The organism is Mesorhizobium sp. B2-3-2 (assembly GCF_006442295.1).
Taxonomy (GTDB): domain Bacteria; phylum Pseudomonadota; class Alphaproteobacteria; order Rhizobiales; family Rhizobiaceae; genus Mesorhizobium.
This window is the reverse complement of record NZ_VFWA01000006.1, coordinates 236,764-256,883: the sequence shown is the minus strand read 5'-3', so window position 1 is coordinate 256,883 and position 20,120 is coordinate 236,764. Positions and strand designations below refer to the sequence as shown.

Annotated in this window: 18 protein-coding genes and 1 pseudogene; 7 read left to right on the top strand and 12 right to left on the bottom strand. The window is 62.0% G+C overall.

Features of this window, described 5'->3' with window-relative positions:
• Window positions 1–86 precede the first annotated feature (86 nt).
• On the bottom strand, window positions 87–1,013 hold the full coding sequence (gene cpaB / locus FJ964_RS17455; RefSeq protein WP_246676192.1) for a Flp pilus assembly protein CpaB: 927 nt from the start codon (window positions 1,011–1,013) through the stop codon (window positions 87–89).
• Window positions 1,014–1,248: 235 nt separating this feature from the next.
• Here cpaB and parE point away from each other — a divergent pair, with 235 nt between their 5' ends.
• Both parE and FJ964_RS17445 read left to right on the top strand, forming a co-directional pair.
• Window positions 1,249–3,309 (top strand): DNA topoisomerase IV subunit B, encoded by a 2,061-nt coding sequence (gene parE / locus FJ964_RS17450; RefSeq protein ID WP_140551520.1) that lies wholly within the window; start codon window positions 1,249–1,251, stop codon window positions 3,307–3,309.
• A gap of 38 nt (window positions 3,310–3,347) precedes the next feature.
• Entirely contained in the window at window positions 3,348–5,414 is a 2,067-nt protein-coding gene (locus tag FJ964_RS17445; protein ID WP_140551519.1) for an FUSC family protein, read from the top strand.
• An 85-nt stretch (window positions 5,415–5,499) separates the two neighbouring features.
• Here the strand turns inward: FJ964_RS17445 and FJ964_RS17440 are convergent, their stop codons facing one another.
• Together FJ964_RS17440 and FJ964_RS17435 are read right to left on the bottom strand one after the other, a co-directional pair.
• Entirely contained in the window at window positions 5,500–5,730 is a 231-nt protein-coding gene (locus tag FJ964_RS17440; RefSeq protein ID WP_140551518.1) for a nucleotidyltransferase domain-containing protein, read from the bottom strand.
• 219 nt (window positions 5,731–5,949) lie between these two features.
• On the bottom strand, window positions 5,950–7,359 hold the full coding sequence (locus FJ964_RS17435) for a hypothetical protein (protein ID WP_181172508.1): 1,410 nt from the start codon (window positions 7,357–7,359) through the stop codon (window positions 5,950–5,952).
• A 142-nt stretch (window positions 7,360–7,501) separates the two neighbouring features.
• Here FJ964_RS17435 and FJ964_RS17430 point away from each other — a divergent pair, with 142 nt between their 5' ends.
• Window positions 7,502–8,353 carry a hypothetical protein gene (locus tag FJ964_RS17430; protein ID WP_140551517.1) on the top strand — a complete coding sequence of 284 codons (852 nt, stop codon included), beginning with the start codon at window positions 7,502–7,504 and terminating at the stop codon, window positions 8,351–8,353.
• Window positions 8,354–8,410: 57 nt separating this feature from the next.
• Complete coding sequence (locus FJ964_RS17425) at window positions 8,411–9,526, top strand: hypothetical protein (protein ID WP_140551516.1); 1,116 nt, start codon at window positions 8,411–8,413, stop codon at window positions 9,524–9,526.
• Window positions 9,527–9,580: 54 nt separating this feature from the next.
• Here FJ964_RS17425 and FJ964_RS17420 read toward each other — a convergent pair whose 3' ends face one another.
• Window positions 9,581–10,705 carry a DUF2336 domain-containing protein gene (locus FJ964_RS17420; protein ID WP_140551515.1) on the bottom strand — a complete coding sequence of 375 codons (1,125 nt, stop codon included), beginning with the start codon at window positions 10,703–10,705 and terminating at the stop codon, window positions 9,581–9,583.
• Between the two features lie 151 nt (window positions 10,706–10,856).
• Here FJ964_RS17420 and FJ964_RS17415 point away from each other — a divergent pair, with 151 nt between their 5' ends.
• Both FJ964_RS17415 and FJ964_RS17410 read left to right on the top strand, forming a co-directional pair.
• Window positions 10,857–11,309: a MaoC family dehydratase gene (locus FJ964_RS17415; protein ID WP_140551514.1), complete on the top strand. Its 453-nt coding sequence runs from the start codon at window positions 10,857–10,859 to the stop codon at window positions 11,307–11,309.
• Window positions 11,309–12,190, top strand: a complete 882-nt coding sequence (locus tag FJ964_RS17410) for a CoA ester lyase (RefSeq protein WP_140551513.1) — start codon at window positions 11,309–11,311, stop codon at window positions 12,188–12,190. Before FJ964_RS17415 ends, FJ964_RS17410 begins: the two co-directional genes overlap by 1 nt.
• Before the next feature lie 3 nt (window positions 12,191–12,193).
• Here the strand turns inward: FJ964_RS17410 and FJ964_RS17405 are convergent, their stop codons facing one another.
• The 3 genes and pseudogenes from FJ964_RS17405 to FJ964_RS17395 all read right to left on the bottom strand — a co-directional run bounded on the left by FJ964_RS17405 (window position 12,194) and on the right by FJ964_RS17395 (window position 14,156).
• A complete protein-coding gene (locus tag FJ964_RS17405; protein ID WP_140551512.1) occupies window positions 12,194–12,868 on the bottom strand; it encodes an isoprenylcysteine carboxylmethyltransferase family protein in 675 nt (224 codons plus the stop codon).
• 203 nt (window positions 12,869–13,071) lie between these two features.
• Window positions 13,072–13,571: pseudogene (locus FJ964_RS17400) on the bottom strand (flavin reductase family protein).
• Window positions 13,572–14,156, bottom strand: a complete 585-nt coding sequence (locus FJ964_RS17395) for a nitroreductase (protein WP_140551511.1) — start codon at window positions 14,154–14,156, stop codon at window positions 13,572–13,574.
• 153 nt (window positions 14,157–14,309) lie between these two features.
• Between FJ964_RS17395 and FJ964_RS17390 the strand changes: the two genes are divergently transcribed.
• Window positions 14,310–15,272 (top strand): hypothetical protein, encoded by a 963-nt coding sequence (locus tag FJ964_RS17390; RefSeq protein ID WP_140551510.1) that lies wholly within the window; start codon window positions 14,310–14,312, stop codon window positions 15,270–15,272.
• A gap of 55 nt (window positions 15,273–15,327) precedes the next feature.
• On the opposite strand, the gene FJ964_RS17385 is transcribed toward FJ964_RS17390, so the two are convergent.
• The 5 genes from FJ964_RS17385 to FJ964_RS31000 form a co-directional block, all read right to left on the bottom strand.
• On the bottom strand, window positions 15,328–16,266 hold the full coding sequence (locus FJ964_RS17385) for a GNAT family N-acetyltransferase (RefSeq protein ID WP_140551509.1): 939 nt from the start codon (window positions 16,264–16,266) through the stop codon (window positions 15,328–15,330).
• Between the two features lie 102 nt (window positions 16,267–16,368).
• A complete protein-coding gene (gene thrS / locus FJ964_RS17380; RefSeq protein ID WP_140551508.1) occupies window positions 16,369–18,345 on the bottom strand; it encodes a threonine--tRNA ligase in 1,977 nt (658 codons plus the stop codon).
• A gap of 163 nt (window positions 18,346–18,508) precedes the next feature.
• Complete coding sequence (blaOXA, locus tag FJ964_RS17375; RefSeq protein WP_140551507.1) at window positions 18,509–19,327, bottom strand: class D beta-lactamase; 819 nt, start codon at window positions 19,325–19,327, stop codon at window positions 18,509–18,511.
• 141 nt (window positions 19,328–19,468) lie between these two features.
• Window positions 19,469–19,843 (bottom strand): membrane protein insertion efficiency factor YidD, encoded by a 375-nt coding sequence (gene yidD / locus FJ964_RS17370; protein WP_140551553.1) that lies wholly within the window; start codon window positions 19,841–19,843, stop codon window positions 19,469–19,471.
• 76 nt (window positions 19,844–19,919) lie between these two features.
• Window positions 19,920–20,078, bottom strand: coding sequence for a hypothetical protein (locus FJ964_RS31000; RefSeq protein ID WP_181172507.1), 159 nt, complete (start codon window positions 20,076–20,078; stop codon window positions 19,920–19,922).
• Window positions 20,079–20,120 lie beyond the last annotated feature (42 nt).

The window sequence follows — 20,120 nt, the reverse complement described above, 5'->3', positions numbered from 1 at the left end:
TCGATATTGAAGTTGCCTGAACATTGTTCCCGTCCCGTCCGGTCCCCACCGGTCCTGCTCTGGTCCCACTCAGGAACCTGATATTCCTATTTCTGGTCCCGCGCAGGAACCTGATATTCCTCGGCCGTCGTTCCACGCGTCACGATGACCGTCTTGAATTTCGGCTGCTCCGGCTCCTTTGCCATGGCGTCGAACAGCGAGCCGGCCGCGGCTTGCGCCTTGCCCGCCACCGATCCGCCAAAGGAGGAGATGGTGGTGACACCGTTCTTGCCGTCACCGCCTTCGCTGGCGGAGCGAAGCGACAGCGACAGCGTGCCGACAGTGCGGGCCAGCGCCACTTTCTGCGCGCCTTCGGTGGTCACCTCGATGGTTATGGAATTGGCCACCTGCGGGGTCGTTTGGCGCTCGTCGGCGCCCTGCCCGACGCTCAGCACCTTGGCGTCGGCAACGACGATCTCTGAGGTAATGGTCGAACCGGCGGCGCCTTGCGCATTCTTGGCCACTTCCTGGATTTCGCCGGCATCGCGCGTCAGCACGACGTCGACCCGGTCCCCCGGCGTGACGAAGCCGCCGACGCCGGCGATCTCGTCGGTGCGGATGGTGACCGCCCGCATGCCGGGCGTCAGCATGTTGGAAAGCGTAGCGCGGCCATTCGGGCCGGACAGTTTGGTAAGCAGCACCGGTTCGTTGACCTCGATCGGCGACAGCACCACGCGGCTGCCGTCCCCGAGCAGTCCATCGATGGTGGCGAAGGCGCCCTGGGGCAGCGAATCCTGCGGCCACGGGATTTCGTTGAGTTTCGCGCGGTCGAGATCCATGCCGTACCGCAATGGCGCATTCGCCACCACGATGGTCTTGAATTCGACCATGGGCGGGGCGGGCGCCGCGATCGACGCGGTTTTCTCCTCGGCATCGGCCCTGGCCTGGCGCTTGACCCAGAAATCCGCGGCAAAGATCGAGATCGCGCCGAAAACGGCGGCGATGCCGATCATCGTTATGGCCTTGCCCCTCACGCCCAAACCCCTGATGCCCGTAGTTTCTTGTTATGTTGGCTCACGCTAGGCGGCATTGTTAAAGAATCAGGAATCTTCTCGCTGGCTATCCGCCCGATTTCCGCCGGCTTGGTTATCGAATGGTTTTAGGATAAGAGGGGGTTAATCCCCGAACGTAACAGGAACCTCCGTCGCTTGGCGCTGAAAAGCGTGGCAGTATCGGCGAGTGATTCGCAGCTTGGGCTCTATGGCAGGCATGGACGACAACAACGATCTTTTCGGCAATCTGGAGAAGCAGCCGCAACCGGTTCGCACACCGGCGCGTCCGGCCGATCCGCTGGTGCAGGCGGCAACCAAGCGTCCGGCGGCCGCGTCTCGTGACGGCTCAGAGGGTTACAGCGCCGCCGATATCGAGGTGCTCGAAGGCCTGGAGCCGGTGCGGCGCCGTCCGGGCATGTATATTGGCGGCACCGACGACAAGGCCATGCACCATCTGTTCGCCGAGGTCATCGACAACTCGATGGACGAGGCGGTTGCCGGCCATGCCACCTTCATCGATGTCGAGCTTTCGGCTGACGGCTTTCTCACCGTCACCGACAATGGCCGCGGCATTCCCGTCGATCCGCATCCGAAGTTCAAGAAGCCGGCGCTCGAAGTGATCATGACGACGCTGCATTCGGGCGGCAAGTTCGATAGCAAGGTCTATGAAACCTCGGGCGGCCTGCACGGCGTCGGCGTCTCCGTGGTCAACGCGCTGTCGGACCATCTTGAAGTCGAAGTCGCGCGGGGTCGTCAACTATACCGTCAACGCTTCTCGCGCGGCATTCCGGTGAGCGGCCTCGAGCACCTTGGCGAAGTTCACAACCGGCGAGGCACAAGAACCCGCTTCCACCCCGACGAGCAGATCTTCGGCAAGGGCGCGGCGTTCGAGCCGGCGCGGCTCTACCGCATGACGCGCTCGAAGGCCTATCTCTTCGGCGGCGTCGAAATCCGCTGGACCTGCGATCCCTCGCTGATCAAGGAAAAGGACACCACACCGGCCAAGGCCGAATTCCATTTTCCCGGCGGCCTCAAGGATTATCTGAAAGCGTCGCTCGGCGACGAATTCCAGGTGACGCGCGAAATCTTCGCCGGCAAGAGCGACAGGCAAGGAGGCCATGGCTCGCTGGAATGGGCAGTGACCTGGTTCGGCGGCGACGGCTTCATCAACTCCTACTGCAACACCATCCCGACCGGCGAAGGCGGCACCCACGAGGCCGGCTTCCGCAACGTCTTGACGCGCGGCCTGCGCGCCTATGCCGACCTCGTCGGCAACAAGCGTGCCTCGATCGTCACTTCGGAAGACGTCATGATCTCGGCGGCGGGCATGCTGTCGGTGTTCATCCGCGAGCCTGAGTTCGTCGGCCAGACCAAGGACAGGCTGGCGACGATCGAGGCGATCCGCATCGTCGAGACGGCGATCCGCGACCCGTTCGACCATTGGCTGGCCGACAATCCGCAGGAAGCCTCGAAGCTGCTCGAATGGGTGATCGCCCGCGCCGACGAGCGGGTACGACGACGCCAGGAAAAGGAAGTGTCGCGCAAGAGCGCGGTGCGCAAGCTGCGCCTGCCGGGCAAGCTTGCCGATTGCACCCAGAATGCGGCCGCCGGCGCCGAACTCTTCATCGTCGAAGGCGATTCGGCCGGCGGCTCGGCCAAGCAGGCTCGTGACCGCGCCAGCCAGGCGGTGCTGCCGCTACGCGGCAAGATTCTCAACGTCGCCAGCGCCGGCAACGACAAGCTGGCCGCCAACCAGCAGATTTCCGACCTGATCCAGGCGCTTGGTTGCGGCACGCGGTCGAAATACCGCGACGAGGATTTGCGCTACGACCGCGTCATCATCATGACCGACGCCGACGTCGACGGCGCTCACATCGCCTCACTGCTGATCACCTTCTTCTACCAGGAGATGCCGAACCTGGTTCGCGGCGGACATCTCTATCTGGCGGTGCCGCCGCTCTATTCGATCCGGCAGGGCGGCAAGGTCGCCTATGCGCGTGACGACGCGCACAAGGACGAATTGCTGCGCACCGAGTTCACCGGGCGCGGCAAGGTGGAGATCGGTCGCTTCAAGGGCCTGGGCGAAATGATGGCCGCGCAGCTCAAGGAGACAACCATGGACCCGAGAAAGCGCACGCTGCTCCGCGTCGATGTGATCGATGCCGAGGCCGCCACCAAGGACGCGGTCGATGCGCTGATGGGCACCAAGCCGGAGGCTCGTTTCCGATTCATTCAGGAACGTGCCGAATTCGCGGAAACGGAAGTGCTGGATATCTGAGCGCAAGCCGGTCGATCAAGGCTTGCGGAGACGCGCGTGTGAGCTGGCAACGGCTGAAAGGCTATTTCGAAGCGGGTCTTGCCGGGCTGACGCAGCCGACCCGGTCGGACTGGATCTTCGCCTTGCGTACGGTCTCGGCCGGCCTGATCGCGCTTATGGCCGCCTACGCCCTCAAGCTCGATCACCCGCAATGGGCGATGATGACGGTGTTCATCGTTGCCCAGCCGGTCGCCGGCATGGTGTTGGCGAAAGGCTTTTATCGGTTGCTCGGCACGCTGGCGGGCGGCGTCGCGGCAATTGCCATCACCACTGTCTTCGGCACGAATCCCTGGGTGCTGGTGACGGTGCTTGCCCTCTGGATCGGCATCTGCACCTTCGTCTCGTCGCTGCTGCGCAACCCGGAAGCCTACGGAGCGGCGCTGGCCGGCTACACCGCCATGATCATCGGCCTGCCGGCGTTTGGACAGCCGCATCTCGTCGTCGATCTCGCGGTGGCGCGCTGTGCCGAGATCGTGCTCGGCATTGTCTGCGCCGGCCTGACCAGCCGGCTGATCCTGCCCAAATTGGCCAGTGAGGCCATCATCTCGCGGCTGAAGCGCTGCATTCTCGACCTTGCCACCTATGCCGGCGGCGCCTTTTCCGGCGGGGACACCGCAATGCTTTCCGGCCTGCATCGGAAGCTGGTCGCCGACACCCAGACGCTCGCCGAGATGCGCGCCTATGCCAGGCTGGAGGCCCCGAGCTTCGCGCCGCGCGCCCATCCGGTCCGGCGCACCATCGGACAACTGCTTTCAGCCCTGTCCGCCGCCCGCGCGCTGCATTCACACGCCGCACCGAAGAACGCGGCGCTCATTCCGGTGCGCTCGGAGCTGCAAGCCCTCGTCACTGAAATGGCGGCGACGCCGGGCGCACTCGACGACACGGCGCCCTGGCTGGCACGGCTCGACGCGATCGGCGCCAAAGCGAGGCAAATGCCCGACGCCTTGGCCGACCAGGACGGCGACAGGGTCGGCACCGTCACCCGGCTCACCATCGCCGCCGATTTCGCCGAAGCGCTGAAGCAGGCGCTGCGCGGTCTCGATGCCTTGCGTGCGCCCGTCACGCAGCCTTCACGCGAACGCAGGCCCCCGGCGCTGGTGGTGCATCGCGACTATCACGGCGCGAGCCGCAACGCGGTCCGCGCGGCACTTGCAACGCTGCTGGTCGCCGCTTTCTGGCTGACGACGAGATGGTCGGAAGCCGCCGGCACGGTCATTCTGGTTGCCGTCGTGTCGAGCTTGTTTGCCGCCCGCCCCGATCCGGTGCGGGTAGCCTGGGGTTTCTTCGAGGGAACGCTGTTGGCCCTGCCCTTTGCCTTTCTCGTCGGCCAGATCGCACTTCCCGTTTTTCCTGGTTTCGGCTGGTTCATGCTGTTCGTCGTACCGATCCTGGTGCCGGCGGCGCTCGCCATGGCAAATCCGCGCTATGTCGGCGTGGCGACGGCCTTCGCCATCAATTTTCTTGCTTTCCTCAGTCCGCACCAGGCGATGACCTACGACCCCGGCCCGTTCTTCGCCGGCTCGGCCTCCATCCTGGTCGGCATCCTTTTGGCAATCGGCGTCTTCATCATCGTGCTGCCCGCCGACCCATGGCTCGCGGCGCACCGCATCGTGCGGGCCATGCGCGAGGACCTGGCGCGGCTTTGCCTGCACGAGCGCGTGCCGCGGCGTTCAGCCTTCGAGAGCCTCGCCTATGACCGCATCAACCAGTTGATGCCGCTGGTGCAGACCAGCGGCAGGAAGGGTGAAGCGGTTCTGGGCGGCAGTGTCGCCGCCGTCACCGTCGGTCTGGAGATCCTGCGGCTGCGCGCTGCCCAGCAAGGTTCCGTAATCCCATCCGAAACCGCGCTTTCCATTGCCAATTTCCTCAAGGGGTTGGCGCGCGAACTGCTTTTTCGCCAGCCCGGCGATCCGCAGACATCGACCGTCGCCGTCGCCCGGCAATATGCGGCGGGCATCGCTCAGCGCAACGGCACCGGCGACATGCTCCAGATCGCAGCATCGCTGCGCATCATCGCTGCAGCGATGGAGGATTTTCCGGATTTTTTTGAGAGGAATATATCTTAGACGGGCGTCATTGCGGATTGGACCTGCGCATAGGCGTCACCGCCTGGGCCGGCCTTGATTCAATCTTCGCCCGCCGCGCACGACGTCATACGCGATTGTATTTCGCGAATCCCAACTCGCTGCCAGGGCGCTGGATGTCGCGGAGAGGATTGTCGCAGGAATTCCGATCCTCGTGCTGGATGGCCCAACCGATAAGCGGATCCAGCAGGTCCGGCCCGGAATCGTCCGGCAAGGCAACGAGAATATCCCAGTCGATGTCGGGCCGGTTGTCACCCTGTGCCCGGCTTCCAAACAGCCAGATGGAATCAGGGTTCAAGCGACCCTGATCTCATTGATCAACGGCTTGATCTCGTCCGGCACTGCGAAACGTTTTGACGATGGATGGCCCATCCCTAAAACATAGTGCCAATTGTTGCGCGGACAACGCATTGGCGTCTGGCCACCCAAGAACGTCCAAACACCTAGGTGAATAGAGCAAACAACAAATGCGAGACCGGCGATCCGCCTCGCTTACGTGGTTGGCACCCATCAAAAATCATCCTCCGATCGTTCCTTGAAACATATCGTCTGTGTGTGCGGCTTTGGACTCCTTTGCGGTATCCGGGCCGACGATAATGGTTTCGGAGAAATAGGGATGGAACCTCGGAAAAAGCGACATGATCCGACCGTCATCCTGAAGAAATTCGTGGCTGGCGCCGTCGATAAATAGCGGCGGCAGTGGGATGCGCGCGTGGGGGTTGTGCAAAACGACCATGCCTTCGACCCACGATTCAGTGTAGTCGGGCTTGGTGACCTCGTGCACAAAATACCGAGGACTGGGATCCGTTTGGTCACGCTCGCCGCGCACTAGGCCGCGGCGAATGATCTTCACGCGTGGATCCCCGAAGCCCGCAATGACCCCCATGCGATTGAACTTGCTCAGCGTGCCTTGCGGATTGACGATCACGGCGCTGATGTTCTCCGCGCCCGGCAATGTGAAGAACCCTGATTTCTCCTTCAGATTTCCCCAGACATGTTCGCCGATCCATTCAATCTTTTGCTTGCCGTTGTCGATGCTGTGCCTGATGCCGAATACGTACTCTGTCGCCGCCTGGGTGATGGCGCGCATGGAACCCGACAGATGAAAGTCCTGGATGGCGATGACAAAGGGCAATCCGCTCATCTCTGGGATTGCCCAATAAGGCGTTTTCTTCTCCAACTTGCGGCGCAGCGCCCGTGCAAGCTTGATGGGGACGAAATTTTCGAGATAGCGCACCATCTCTTCCTTTGTGTCCGGCATCTGAGACGCGCGGTTGTTTGGCGGATTGATGGTGGTGGCTTCGATGCCGAGCGCGCCGAAAGGGCTGCGAAAAACAAAATCCGGCACAGCGGAGCCTGGCGCGCGGGCATAGCCAAGCTCGATGAAGGTAGCGAAAAGATAAAGCTCCCATAGCCGTGCATCGAAGGCGGCGGTCTGAAACTGCTCGACGAAATTTCCGTCTGTGTCGTCGTAAAAGCGCATCATCGGCTTAACGATGCCGCGTGCGGCGGAATAATTGATCTCTTCTACCAGCGTTTTGAAGATCGGATTGAGCCGAGACTCCGCAACAATGGGCGTAAAAAAATCGGTGGGCGGGCTCTGGTCGTCGCCTTGATAGAAGCTCTCGTCCGACTTGGCATGCAGCTGAGCCAGTTCGGCGAACAGCGCGGTTCGGGATTCTTCTATCGACGGGTAGGAAGCATTAACAGCGATCGCTCGAAAGCGATGCCGCTCGTCGCGGCCGAGAATGACCCAGCCATAGTCATGATCGATCTTGTCGAAGGTCACTATGCCGATTAGCCGTTCATCGCGCGTCGCATACCATTCGCGCTCCTCGATAATGAGAACGATCTTCGGATCGCGTGCATAGCCCGCAAGGGCATTGAAGCGCGGCAGGGAGAGCGGCAAAATGTCGGATAACGTCATCTGCACAATTGCCCTTTTGACATTCCCAGTTCCTCGACCTTTTATTTTCAGTCTCCGAATCACAGCTTAACGTATGCTACAATTGCCCAAGTGAACTTCTCCTGCCCCGGCAAATTCACTCTGAACTTCAAGAGACATAACGATGACCAAAATGGACTCGGTTGCCCTGGCAGCGGTTCAGCAAGCTTTTGAAAAAGCCGAGCCCAGACTGGCGGCGGCCTTGGCCAAGCATGGGGTAAGTTCGCCTCAAGACCTTCCTCCTGAGTTGGCGCAAAGAATATTCGCTGAAGCGCTGATGCAGACGGCGGTGCAACACTTTCCCACCGCCCAACTCGATGCTTTGGCCCATGGTTGGAAGGCATTTGCGCATCCGCGTTTTTTCCCTGCGTTTGAACGCGTCAGGAAGCAGCTCGCGGCGCCGTTCGATGCCTTCGCGATGGCAACAGGTATGGATCCGGCCGTTGTCTTGGCGGGGTTTGGGCTGCCGGTGGCTCCCTTTGACCGCAAAAGCCCACGTATTCTGGCGGAACCGCGTAACAACATTGATGTTGCCGCAGATACCTTCTCGAAATGGAAGACAGCCTACGTTGGTTATTCGCCCTGTGATGTTCCGTTCTACATGCTTGTCACCGATTGCGTTCTGTCGGCCTTCGAGCAGATCGCAGCACGTTCCGAATTGAAGGAGATAAAGGGGCTCTTGGAACGTTCGGGCTCTGTTGAGGGCGCGCGCCCGGCACGGCGTTTCCAGCACGGGCTCATCCTGCTTCCGCGCGAGCCCGATGATAGGATTTCTACGATATTCCTCAACAACCCAAATCCAAGGGAAGGATCGGTTGGCCTCTATGCCGGCTGGTCGGTAAATGGCCTACGCGATGGAGCGCCCAACAATGGCTTTGTGCCAGTCCCCGTGCAGTTCCTTCGGGCCGCATTGGACGATCCGCAAACTGCGATGTGGCTATGGAAGCCGGTAGGCGTCAGGATCACCGTCAACTGAACGCTGGCGTGCATTAGCACGCGCGCTCCCGATCCCTAGCCCAGGAGGTCAACCCAAATGGCAACTAGCTTGCCCTCACTCACGCGAGAGCAAGTTGCCGCGCTGTTTAAGAAGCAGGAAGAGCGCGAAGCGCAGGAGCGCGAGCGGATTCGACAGGCCATGGCTTCGAGTAAGGTGCCGGTCCCGGAAGAACTCGCACAGGCCGTCATCAAGCTTAACAGCCAGTATGCAAGCGCAATCTTGCGGCACCATGCCGGCTATCCGCTGGCGGAGCGCCGGGATTCTTACCTGATCAGCCTCGCCATCATGGAGCAATGTCTCCAAGATTTACTAGTTGCTATCGACGTTTTCGAGAGCGCCGTGCTGTCGAAAGAGTCGGGTTATTTTAGACCTGGCGGAGAGGATCAATCCGGTAGAACGGAGCGCAGGATTCAGAAGGAACTATTTGCCACGGCGAATGCGGCAGCTTCGCTGGTTGACCATGGGCGGCGGCTCCATAAGGTTCAGCCCATCCCAGGCTACGATTCCAAGCGCGTGGAGTGTTTCGGAACGGACGGCCTGCATGAGTTCGTTATCGGTCTTCGGGTAATTCTTCACCACCTGCATGCCGTCGAACCCGGCTGGCTTATCGAAGGATCAAGCAATGCGACATTCGTGATAGGCAACGACATGCTCCGGCGGATCGTCGGGTCTTATTCGAAGGGTTTAACCGGCCTTCCCGCTATTCAGGCGTATATTGAAGCGTCGCCTGAACATGTCGATCTACGCAAGGTGTTCCTCGACTACCGCGCCCGCATGGCAGCATTTAACGGTTGGGTGAAAAGACAGCTTGAGGCAGAGACCTTCATTGCCTTGCACGACTACGATACACTGAACAAGAGGAAGGGCATTGCGGACGAGCGAATGTTCTGGAAAGCGATGACTGGCAACTGGCTCCTGAACTGGAAAGTACCACCAGACCCGCACGTTCATTTGCCGAAATACCTGACGCAGGCACAACTCGATGAAGTGTATAAGCTACCCCGAAATTCGAAAAAGCAGGTCGATCTCGTCATCAGCTACATGGACAAGGGGGGTGCGGTAGATGATGCCCTCCGGGCAGACGCATATGAACTTTTTGCGCGCTCGCCGCCTGCCCAACCCGAGCGGCCGCGTGCTTCGGATGCAGACTGACCACGCCTGTTCATAACACGCGCTGTCGATCAGCACCAGCATCGCACGTTTTGCCTACGCTGCGGCGATCGCCAGCGCGTGCCCGCGCGCGTTTTCGCGCAGTGCGTCGAGATGAATCGAGCGGACCAGCGCCGCGAGATCACTCTGAGTGGCTTCCCCGCCCAATTCCTTCAGCATCAGCCAGCTGACTTCCTGCACGCCGGCAACGCGCTTGCCGTTGGCGACCTCTCGCCAGATTTTCAGCGCGCGCAAGATGACCGCGTGCGTGGCGGCAGCCAGGCCGGCACTGCGGAACAGCGCCTGCAAGGCCACGTCGTGTCCGCCGGCCAGCAGCGCCCTCACTCTTTGGGCGGACTGCTGGCTGAGCGCGACCAGCGCCGAGCCGAAAAAATCGACCTTGCCATGCGCGATGGTGCGGATGAGGAAGCTCGCGGTGAGATCGCCGCGCAGCCTGAGATGCTCGATCAGTGCTGCATGTTCTTCCTGGCGCGTGCCCTCGATCAGCGTCACGCAGGCCTTAACGCAAGCGTCGCGCATGACGCGGTCGGCCCGGGCGGCTCCCATCAAGGCCACGACCAGCGGCGAGTTCTTGAGCATCTCACCGAGCTTGACGAGCAGCATGTGCCGGCAGTCGGCAGGCAGGCGTGCATCCGATATAAGCGCCTCGCGCACCAGCGGCAGATGGCCGTGGCGCTCGGCCATGCGGCGGAAACTCAACGAAGCGATATCGGCGCCGCTGTTGGCCAAAAGCACGGCGCAGGCCTCCGCCTCGCCGATCTCTGCGATAGCCGCCGACAGCGCCATCGATACCAATGGCCGATCGGCGATCAGTTTTTGCGTCGCCTTCGAACCTGAAGCCACGCGATTGATCAGGTCTGCGTCGGTAAGCAGGGGCGATCGCGTCAGCACGACGCCGGCGACTTCCGGCTGGTCGCAGGCAAGCGCGCTGATGATCTGTGGCGGTGCGTGATGGCTCATGGACAACGCCTCGGCCATCGCCAGCCGCACCTTCGACGATGCATCGTCGAGCAGCAAGGTCAGCGCCGCTTCGGCGGCGCAGCGGTCCTCGAAAGGCAATTCGGCATCGACATAGGCGCGGGCCAGCGCGCTTGCCGCCGCGGCGCGCTCCGACACCCTGGCCGTGTAAATCCATTTCAGGAAATGCGAAACAACAACCATACCGCCTGCATACGCCCCTTGCCGGAAGGCTTCCGACCCCGGGCCGGACGTTAGGCCGAATTGGTTTATGAAGCGTTCACCATGTTCGTTAACTGGCTTGCGAGCGCTGGATGCAGCGCCTATCAACCGTCCAGCAGCGGAGGAGAATTAAATGGCTGGGCTTTATCTCGAGGAGTTCGTCGTCGGTCATGTCTTCCAGCACACGCTGCGCAAGACCGTCACCGAGAGCGACAACATGCTGTTCTCGGTGATGACGCTGAACCCGCAGCCGCTGCATATCGACTTCGATTTCGCCGCAAGGAGCGAATGGGGCAAGCCGCTGGTCAACTCGCTGTTCACGCTCGGCCTGATGATCGGCATTTCGGTCAACGACATCACCGTCGGTACGACGGTCGCCAATCTCGGCATGAAGGAAACGGTGTTTCCGCATCCGGTCTTCCATGGCGACACCATCCGCGTCGAGACCACCGTCGTCTCGGTGCGCGAATCCAGGTCGAAGCCCGATCGCGGCATCGTCGAGTTCGAACATCGGGCCTATAACCAGAACGGCGACCTCGTCGCCAAATGCACGAGACAGGCCATGATGCTGAAGAAGGCAGCCTGATGCGTTCGCTGCTGTTCGTTCCAGGCGATTCCGAGAGGAAGCTGGAGAAAGGCTTTGGCGCCGGCGCAGACGTGGTCATTGTCGACCTTGAGGATTCGGTGGCGCCCCACAGCAAGGCATCGGCGCGAAAAATCGCGGCGCGCTTCATCGTCAACCACCGGGCGCAAACAAGATCGGCGATCTACGTCAGGGTCAACGACCTGTCGACCGGACTGACGGACGACGACCTTGCGGCGCTCATCCCGGCAAAGCCGGACGGGGTCATGCTGCCCAAATCGGCCGGCGGCCAGGATGTCCAGCACCTCTCGGCAAAGCTGAGGGTCCGCGAAGCGGAAAGCGGCTTGGCCGACGGCGCGACAAAAATCCTGCCGATCATCACCGAAACACCGGCCGCCGTGCTGGCGGCGGCGAGCTACGCCGGGGCAAGCGCGCGGCTTGCCGGCCTGACCTGGGGCGCGGAAGACCTGTCGGCGGCCATTGGCGCGCGCACCGCCCGCAACGAGCACGGTCGCTATACCGACGTGTTTCGCCACGCTCGCCTGATGACCATCCTCGCAGCGGGCGCGGCGGAAGTCGCGGCGATCGACACCGTCTTCCCGAATTTCCGCGACATGGCGGCCTTCGAGGCCGAATGCAGGGAGGCCGAACGAGACGGCTTCACCGGCAAGATGGCGATCCACCCTGATCAGGTGCCGGTCATAAACGCCGCCTTCACGCCCTCGGTGGAAGCGGTGCAACAGTCGGCGGCAATTGTCGCGGCATTCCAGGCGGCGGGAAATCCCGGCGTCGTCGGCATCGACGGCAAGATGTATGACCGGCCGCATCTGCGGCTGGCCGAGCGGCTTCTGGCACGCGCCCGGGCAGCCGGAATCTCCGCCTGACCGCTACCAGACCAGCGGGATCAGGCGGTAGCGGACATGGGCCGCATAGTCGTCATAGCCGCGCAGGCCGGTGCGAAGTGTTTTTTCCTCGATGAATGTGCGGATGGCCAGGAGAACGATGAACACGACGACCAGTGCCAGCCCCCACCAGGAGCCGAGCAAAAGAGCCGTGCCGGCAAAGAAGAGGATGGCGCCGGCATACATGGGGTGGCGCACATAGCTATAGGGACCCGTTGTGATCACTTGTTGTCCGCGCTCGGCCTGGATCTTCACGACGGGCGCCGCGAAGCTGTTCTCCAGCATCGTCAGATAGCTGATCCATAGTCCGGCCAGCAGAACCAGCGCACCGATCACCTGTACCCAGACCGGAACGGCGGACCAGCCGAAGCGGTGATCGAAACCCATGAAGGCCAGCCAGGCAAAGATGCCGAGCAGGAGTATGCTCAACAGAACCTTGTCGGCCGCGGTCTGGTTCTTCTGGATGGGAGAGCTCAGCCGTTCGTTCATCAGGCCGGGATCGCGCCGGGCCAGCGTCACGCCAAGGGTCAGGCTTAGCCCGATCATTACCGCCAGATATACCCAGGCTCCCGGCCAGGTCAGCGTGCCCGCTGTCAGGAAAAGCAGCGCGCCCATGGCGCCGAACCACACGAACGTCTGGAGGATCAATCTCGAGACCATGACCAACCTTCCACAATATTTGCCGCAGGCATCTACCAGCAACAGACTACCGCCGACGCTCAGCGGACTATCGCCCATCACGCGCCTGGACGAAACGGTCCTGGTGTGCAGAAGGTTTCGTCATGCCGTGTCATCAAGCTTAGGGCGCGTCGTGATGACGGCTCGCCGCCAGGAAAGTACAATGACTGGGCGCCCGTCGCGGGCTAATCCTTGCCCCAACGCGGCCGGCGCATCGAAAACACTTCGTTGACGCTGGCATAGTCCATATAGCCGAGGCGAGCGACATTGCCGGCCTTGCTGATATCGAACAGGCCGTCCTTCAGGTAGGCATCGTCAATATGCACGCCGATCACCTCGCCGGCCACGACGACGGCGCTGGTCGGCGTTCCGTCCAGGGCCTTTGGCCGGAACACTTCGGTCACCTTGCATTCGAGTGCGGCGGGTGCGGCCGCCACGCGCGGCGGCGCGACAAGACGCGACGGCGCCATGGCGAGATCGGCATAGAGGCGCTGTCCTTCTCGCCCTCGGAGGAAAACCACACGATAAAGGGCCGTGTCGAAACGGCATTGAAGAAGGAATAGGGCGCGAGGTTGATCTCGCCGGCCCCGTTCAGGGTCGAGATCCAGCCGATCGGGCGCGGCGCCACGATCGCCTTCGACGGATCGTGCGGCAGTCCGTGCCCCTTTGACGGCTCGTAGAACACTTAGCCCGCCCAGGGCCCGGCATAATCCGCATAAAGCTTTGCCGGATCGGGGCGCGGCCGCTCCGGCGCCGGGCCGCCATAAGAGCCGATATGGACGAAGCCGACGACGCGCTCCTGCGGCGCCAGCCCCAGGATCGCCCTGCCCTCCGGCACGTCCGAATACCAGTTGCTGATCATGTTGGTGCCATAGCCCAGTGCGTTGGCGGCAATCATCAGGTTCATCGCCGCCATGCCGCCGGACAGGAACATCTCCCATTGCGGGATTTTTGGATTTTCCTTCGGCGCCGACACGACGCCGATCACCAGCGGCGCGCGCGAGAAGCGCGCCAGCTCCTGGTTGCGGCGGCCATCCGGTAAAGGTCCCTCCCGCTGTTCGGCAAGGGCCGCCAGCTTTCTGCCGATCTCGATGCGGGCATCACCGCGATAAAGAATGAAGCGCCAGGGCTCGAGCCGACCATGGTCGGGCACGCGCGTGGCCGCGGCGATCATCGTGGCGATCTCGGCGTCGCCGGGCGCAGGCTCCTTCAAGTCTGGAATCGGCGCTGAATTGCGGGTCAGCAGGAAGTCGATGATCGGGGACGCCATGGGCGCAAGTCTCCTAAGTTCAATTTTGAGCTGAAGCGCGCCATGGGATGCGGGGCGGCTCGGGCATCGACGCGGGCGCGCCAGGCTGGAGAGTCGTATCGGTCGGACTCTTAAGCCTTGAAATTGCCACCGCCATGGGCTTCAACGCAAGGCATGTTTGAGGGGACTTTGCGTCTTTTCCTGATCTGGGTCTGCACCCTGCTGCTCATGGCGCCGGTTTCCTTTGCCGTGGCGCAGAACGTGGATGGCGTCAGCGACCTGAAGCTTCCCGGAATTTCGAGCTACGCGACGCCGAAAGGCGAGACATCGCTGGCGCTGGGCGGCGGCGGCGCCATCACCTTGTCCGCGCAATTGACCGACAAGGGAGGCGACATCACCCGCGGCATCGTCTGGCGTGTCTTCAAGCCGGAGGCCGTAAACGGCAAATTGCCGATGGTGGCTTCCGCCCATGGCGGCACGGCGGTCTTCCAGCTCGAACCCGGCAGCTATCTGGTTCACGCTTCCTACGGCCGGGCCGGTGCCACCAAGCGCATCACCGTCGGCAAGGACGCCAAGCGCGAGAGCCTCGTGCTCGATGCCGGCGGCCTGAAGCTCGACGCCGTCCTTTCCGGAGGGGCGCGCATCCCGCCCAAGAAGCTGCGCTTCTCGATCTATGAAGGCAATGCCGAACCCAATGGCGATCGTGCGCTGATCATTCCCGATGTCGAGCCTAACAGCGTGGTGCGTCTCAATGCCGGCGTCTACCACGTGGTCTCGACCTATGGCGCGGTCAATGCCGTCATCCGCTCCGACATCCGCGTCGAGGCCGGCAAGCTGACCGAAGCCACCGTCGAGCATCACGCCGCCGAGATTACGTTGAAGCTGGTGCGTGAAGCGGGCGGCGAAGCGATCGCCGACACGTCATGGTCGCTGCTCAACGAATCCGGCGATCCGATCAAGGAAACCGTCGGCGCCTTCGCCTCCATGGTGCTGGCCGAAGGCGACTACACCATCATCGCCAAGAACCGCGACCGCATCTACCAGAAGGATTTCACTGTCGTGGCCGGACAGAACCAGGAAATCGAGGTTCTCGCGACGGAAGCCGCCGCGATGGATCCGGAAGAAGGTGCGGATTAGTCAAAATCCCGGGTAAGCCTGAAGCGGTTCCCTTCGGATCGTCGACGAAATGGATCTAGGCCGCCAGCTTGGCCCGTGCCGGCAGGAATGGAATCCGGCGGCGAGGCACCGGCGGCGCCAGATCGAAAACGCCTTTATAGAGGCGCTCGAGCAGCGCCTTGCGGTCGCGCCCGGGCTCCAGTTCGTTCCAGCTCAGCACATCGCCGACACGCACGTCGATCGACTTGCCGGAAAGCGGGGCGAACTCGTGGATAAGCAACGAAATGCGCAGCGTCAGCGATGCCTTGCCGACGAACTTCGCCACGCGCCCGTCGCGCTCGGCCATGTTCATGGGACCGCTGACCAGATGGAACAGCCTGCCGTTCTGGCCGGAGAAATGCATCGGCACGACGGAAGCCTTGGCATCCTGCACGAGACGGGCCGGAAACATCTTCCATGGCAGGTCGCGTGCCTGGCCAAAACCCTTCGGCGCGGTGGCGACGCCGCCGGCCGGAAATACCACGATGGTGACACCTTCTTTCAGGAGCCGCACAGCCTCGTGACGCACCGCCATGTTGTTCTTCAGAGCGTCCTTGGTCTCGGAAAAGTCGATCGGCAGCGAGTAGGGCTCCATCTCGCTGATCTTGAGCAGATCCTTGTGGATCATGACCCGGAACGGTCGCCCAAGCTGCTCGGCCAGCGACAGCGCAGCAATGCCGTCGCCGATGCCGAAGGGATGATTGGCGACGATCACCAGCGGCGTATCGGGCAGGTTCTTCGGGGGCCATTGGTCGGGGGTTCGCACCCGCACGTCTATCAATTCGAGCATGCGACTGAACACGCGCTCGCCGGTCGGGACCACCTGGCGGCGCCAAAAATCATAAAGCGCTGCAAAACGGTCGCGTCCGGACAGGCCCTCGATGGAATGGATGACCCACCGCGTCAGCACCGGCTGTCGTGGATTGGCATAGGAAAGCTCGGGAAACGGTTTTTCCCGCAATTTCAGCTTGATCATAAGGCTTATTACAAGACTGCCGTGACAAGGATGTGAAAACGGCGGGATATGAAAATGGCGGTGGACTGGTCCACCGCCATTTCGGCTTCAAATACTGTCTGATCAGGCGGCGCGCTGGCGCCGGCGATCGGGCGTGATCGCTTCTTCGGTCAGCTGCGCGACCGCTTGGGCGAGACCCAGCGACTCCTGGTCGCGCGATCCGAGCCGGCGCATGTTGACCGTCTGCTCCTCCGCCTCGCGCTTGCCGCAGACAAGAATGACCGGAACCTTGGCCAGCGAGTGCTCGCGGACCTTGTAGTTGATCTTCTCGTTGCGCAGATCCGCCTCGGCGGACAAGCCTGTGGCTTTCAGCTTCGCCACCACTTCGTTCGCATAGCCATCGGCGTCCGAAGTGATCGTCGCCACCACCACCTGCAGCGGCGCGAACCACAGCGGGAAATGGCCGGAATAGTTCTCGATCAGGATGCCGAGGAAGCGCTCCATCGAGCCGCAGATGGCACGGTGCACCATAACAGGCTGTTTCTTCTCGGAATCCGAGCCGATGTAGAAGGCGCCGAAACGCTCCGGCAGGTTGAAGTCGACCTGCGTGGTGCCGCATTGCCATTCGCGGCCGATGGCATCCTTCAGCACATATTCGAACTTCGGCCCGTAGAAGGCGCCCTCGCCAGGATTGATCGAGGTCTTGATGCGGTTGCCCGATCGCGTCCTGATCGTCTCCAGCACGCCGCCCATGATCGCTTCGGCGTGATCCCAGGCCTCGTCGGTACCGACGCGCTTGTCCGGCCGCGTCGACAGTTTCACGCTGATCTCGTCGAAGCCGAAATCGGCATAGGTCGACAGGATCAGGTCGTTGATGCGCAGGCACTCCGACGCCAGCTGCTCCTCGGTGCAGAAGATATGCGCGTCGTCCTGCGTGAAGCCGCGCACGCGCATCAGCCCGTGCAGCGCGCCCGACGGCTCGTAGCGATGCACATTGCCGAATTCCGCAAGCTTTACGGGCAGGTCGCGATAGGATTTCAACCCATGCTTGAATATCTGCACGTGGCCGGGACAATTCATCGGCTTCAGCGCGAACACGCGGTCGTCGTCGGTGTCGTCGCCGGCGACCGTCACCTTGAACATGGCGTCGCGATACCATCCCCAATGGCCCGACGTCTCCCACAGGCTCTTGTCGAGCACCTGCGGCGCGTTGACCTCCTGATAGCCCTGCTCGTCGAGGCGGCGGCGCATGTAGTTGACCAGATTCTGGAACATCTTCCAGCCCTTGGCGTGCCAGAAGACGACGCCCGGCCCCTCTTCCTGGAAGTGGAACAGATCCATCTCGCGGCCGAGCTTCCTATGGTCGCGCTTTTCGGCTTCCTCCAGCATTGTCTGGTAGGCCTCGAGCTGCGCCTGATCAGCCCATGCCGTGCCGTAGATGCGCGTCAGCATCGGATTGTTCGAATCTCCGCGCCAATAGGCGCCCGCCACCTTCATCAGCTTGAAGGCATTGCCGATCTGCCCGGTCGAGGCCATGTGCGGACCGCGGCAAAGGTCGAACCAGTCGCCTTGCGCGTAGATCTTGAGATCCTGATCGTCAGGAATGGCGTCGATCAGTTCCAGTTTGTAGCGCTCGCCCTTATCGGCGAAGACCTTTTTGGCCTTGTCGCGCGACCAGACCTCCTTGGTGAACGGCTTGTTGCGCGCGATGATCTCGCGCATCTTCTTCTCGATCACCGGGAAGTCGTCCGGAGTGAACGGCTCGTTGCGGGCGAAGTCGTAGTAGAATCCGTTCTCGATCACCGGCCCGATGGTCACCTGCGTTCCCGGCCATATCTCCTGCACGGCCTCCGCCAGCACGTGTGCCGCATCATGGCGGATGAGTTCCAGCGCGCGCGGATCGTCGCGGGTGATGATCTCGATCTTGCCGGACTTGCCGAGCGGATCGGAGAGATCGCGCACGGTGCCGTCGATGGCATAGGCAACGGCCTTCTTGGCCAGCGACTTGGAGATCGATTCGGCAAGCCCGGCCCCGGTCATCGCCGCGTCGTAGTCGCGCACGGAGCCATCGGGAAATGTCAGGGAAACGGAATTCAGCATCAGGTATCTCCTATCCAGTCCCGCAAACGAGCGCGGGTGGTGAAATGCAGGTCGTCAGCGGTTCGAAGGCCAAGACATGCGCGGGTAAGCCGGAGCCTCCGGCGGCGGGCTGTCTTTTATGGGCAGTTTCCGCCGCCGTAAAGCCGGATTGGCACCCAGCGTTTCATTTGATGAGTTGCGGCAGGTCCTTCAGGAAGGCCGCACGCGTCGCAAGCCCCTTCGGCATGTCGCTCCGCTTCGTATCGACGACAAGTCGGGCAAACACGATCTGGCGGCCGTCCTTCTGCGCCCAGCCGACAAACCAACCAAGCGAGCGCCTGTCCTTGCCACCCTCGCCGAGCCTGGTGCTGCCGGTCTTGCCCTGGACGGTCCAGTCGCCGGCCTTGAAGCTCGGTATGATGGCTTTCGTCATGTCGTGAGCCTTGGCCGAGACCGGCATCTTGCCGGCGAGCAGCTTACGCAGGAAATCGACCTGTTCGACCGGCGTGATCTTGAGCGAGGAGTTCACCCAGGAATGGGTTAGGCCGTCATTCTTGCCGGGATCGCCGGAAACATCCGCATTGCCGTAGCCGAACTTCGAGACGTAGCCGGCAAAGCTTTCCGGTCCAAGCCGGCGGGTGATCTCGCGTGAATACCAGAGCACCGAGTCCCGCTCCCAGATCGTCGGATCGACGGTCTTGTGGTCCCGCTTGACCGCCTTGAATTCAGGCTTGTAGTCCCAGCTCGGCGTGTGCTCGTCGCTCAGTATGCCGGCATCGTAGCCGATCAGCGACAGCGCCACCTTGAATGTCGAGGCCGGGCTGAACCGCTGGTCGCAGGCGCCGTCCTGGTAAAGCGTCTTGCCGCTCTGCGCGTCGGCGATCAGCGTGCATTGCACATGCCCGAGCGGCGCCGATTGCGCGCGCATCGGAAATCCCAGAAGCCAGGCAAGTAGGAACAGGACTCCGGCAAGGATGAAGGGAAGACGGTCGACGTTGCGCATTGGATGCTCGCTCCAGAGAGGGTTCGGCGAGCGGCTTAGCGGGGTCTCTTGTCTCGATTTTGTCTCAAATTCGCAGTTGTTGTGCAGGCTGCCATTAACCCTACCGGATCGTAAACGGTCGGCTTGAAAACTGATCGGGAGTCAGCTTCGCGCATCGTCGCGATTGCCGCCGATCCGCCAATATCGCCACGGCGTAAACCAGACATACCGATCCGCCAGAACCTCCGGAACAAGGTCGACGCCGTGGGTGCCGAATGGCCCGCAGCGCAGAACCCTGAAAAACCCCATCCAGCCGCCGGCCCAAAGCCCATGGCGGGCGATCGCCTCATGCGCATATTCCGAACAGGTCGGCAGGTGACGGCAGGAACTGCCGATGAAGCCGGACAGCGTCAGTTGATAAAGGCGCACCAGCGACGTGCCCAACACCCGGCCGGGGGTCTTGCGCCACAGGCCGGACCAGTTGCGCCCGTGCCGCGGCGGCCCGGCTGTATGTGCATGCCCATGCTGGTCGCCCACTGCCATCTCCGTCTTTCCACACGATAGATGTGGGCTTCATCGGGAGAACGCAATCCCGCCCCTGCTTGCTGAGCTTTCACGGGCGGAAGCGGCGGAGTGGCTGCCGATCAACCGGCGGTGCCCACCGGCAGGAGCTAGACTGCTCCTCGTAATGCTTTCGACAGGTTCTTTCGTCACGCCACTGAAAGGTTGCAATCCGCATCACATCGCCAAAAATCTCCAGCAACTGGATCATGGCCGCATCTCCTTGGCGACGAGTAGACCGTCGCTGGCCTTC

What these genes read in the sequence shown, in the direction of transcription:
- parE (WP_140551520.1), top strand. Translation starts at nt 1,249, where the DNA reads ATGGACGACAACAACGATCTTTTCGGCAATCTGGAGAAGCAGCCGCAA.
- FJ964_RS17435 (WP_181172508.1), bottom strand. Translation starts at nt 7,359, where the DNA reads ATGACGTTATCCGACATTTTGCCGCTCTCCCTGCCGCGCTTCAATGCC.
- FJ964_RS17430 (WP_140551517.1), top strand. Translation starts at nt 7,502, where the DNA reads ATGACCAAAATGGACTCGGTTGCCCTGGCAGCGGTTCAGCAAGCTTTT.
- FJ964_RS17425 (WP_140551516.1), top strand. Translation starts at nt 8,411, where the DNA reads ATGGCAACTAGCTTGCCCTCACTCACGCGAGAGCAAGTTGCCGCGCTG.
- FJ964_RS17420 (WP_140551515.1), bottom strand. Translation starts at nt 10,705, where the DNA reads ATGGTTGTTGTTTCGCATTTCCTGAAATGGATTTACACGGCCAGGGTG.
- FJ964_RS17415 (WP_140551514.1), top strand. Translation starts at nt 10,857, where the DNA reads ATGGCTGGGCTTTATCTCGAGGAGTTCGTCGTCGGTCATGTCTTCCAG.
- FJ964_RS17410 (WP_140551513.1), top strand. Translation starts at nt 11,309, where the DNA reads ATGCGTTCGCTGCTGTTCGTTCCAGGCGATTCCGAGAGGAAGCTGGAG.
- FJ964_RS17405 (WP_140551512.1), bottom strand. Translation starts at nt 12,868, where the DNA reads ATGGTCTCGAGATTGATCCTCCAGACGTTCGTGTGGTTCGGCGCCATG.
- FJ964_RS17395 (WP_140551511.1), bottom strand. Translation starts at nt 14,156, where the DNA reads ATGGCGTCCCCGATCATCGACTTCCTGCTGACCCGCAATTCAGCGCCG.
- FJ964_RS17390 (WP_140551510.1), top strand. Translation starts at nt 14,310, where the DNA reads ATGTTTGAGGGGACTTTGCGTCTTTTCCTGATCTGGGTCTGCACCCTG.
- FJ964_RS17385 (WP_140551509.1), bottom strand. Translation starts at nt 16,266, where the DNA reads ATGATCAAGCTGAAATTGCGGGAAAAACCGTTTCCCGAGCTTTCCTAT.
- thrS (WP_140551508.1), bottom strand. Translation starts at nt 18,345, where the DNA reads ATGCTGAATTCCGTTTCCCTGACATTTCCCGATGGCTCCGTGCGCGAC.
- blaOXA (WP_140551507.1), bottom strand. Translation starts at nt 19,327, where the DNA reads ATGCGCAACGTCGACCGTCTTCCCTTCATCCTTGCCGGAGTCCTGTTC.
- FJ964_RS31000 (WP_181172507.1), bottom strand. Translation starts at nt 20,078, where the DNA reads ATGATCCAGTTGCTGGAGATTTTTGGCGATGTGATGCGGATTGCAACC.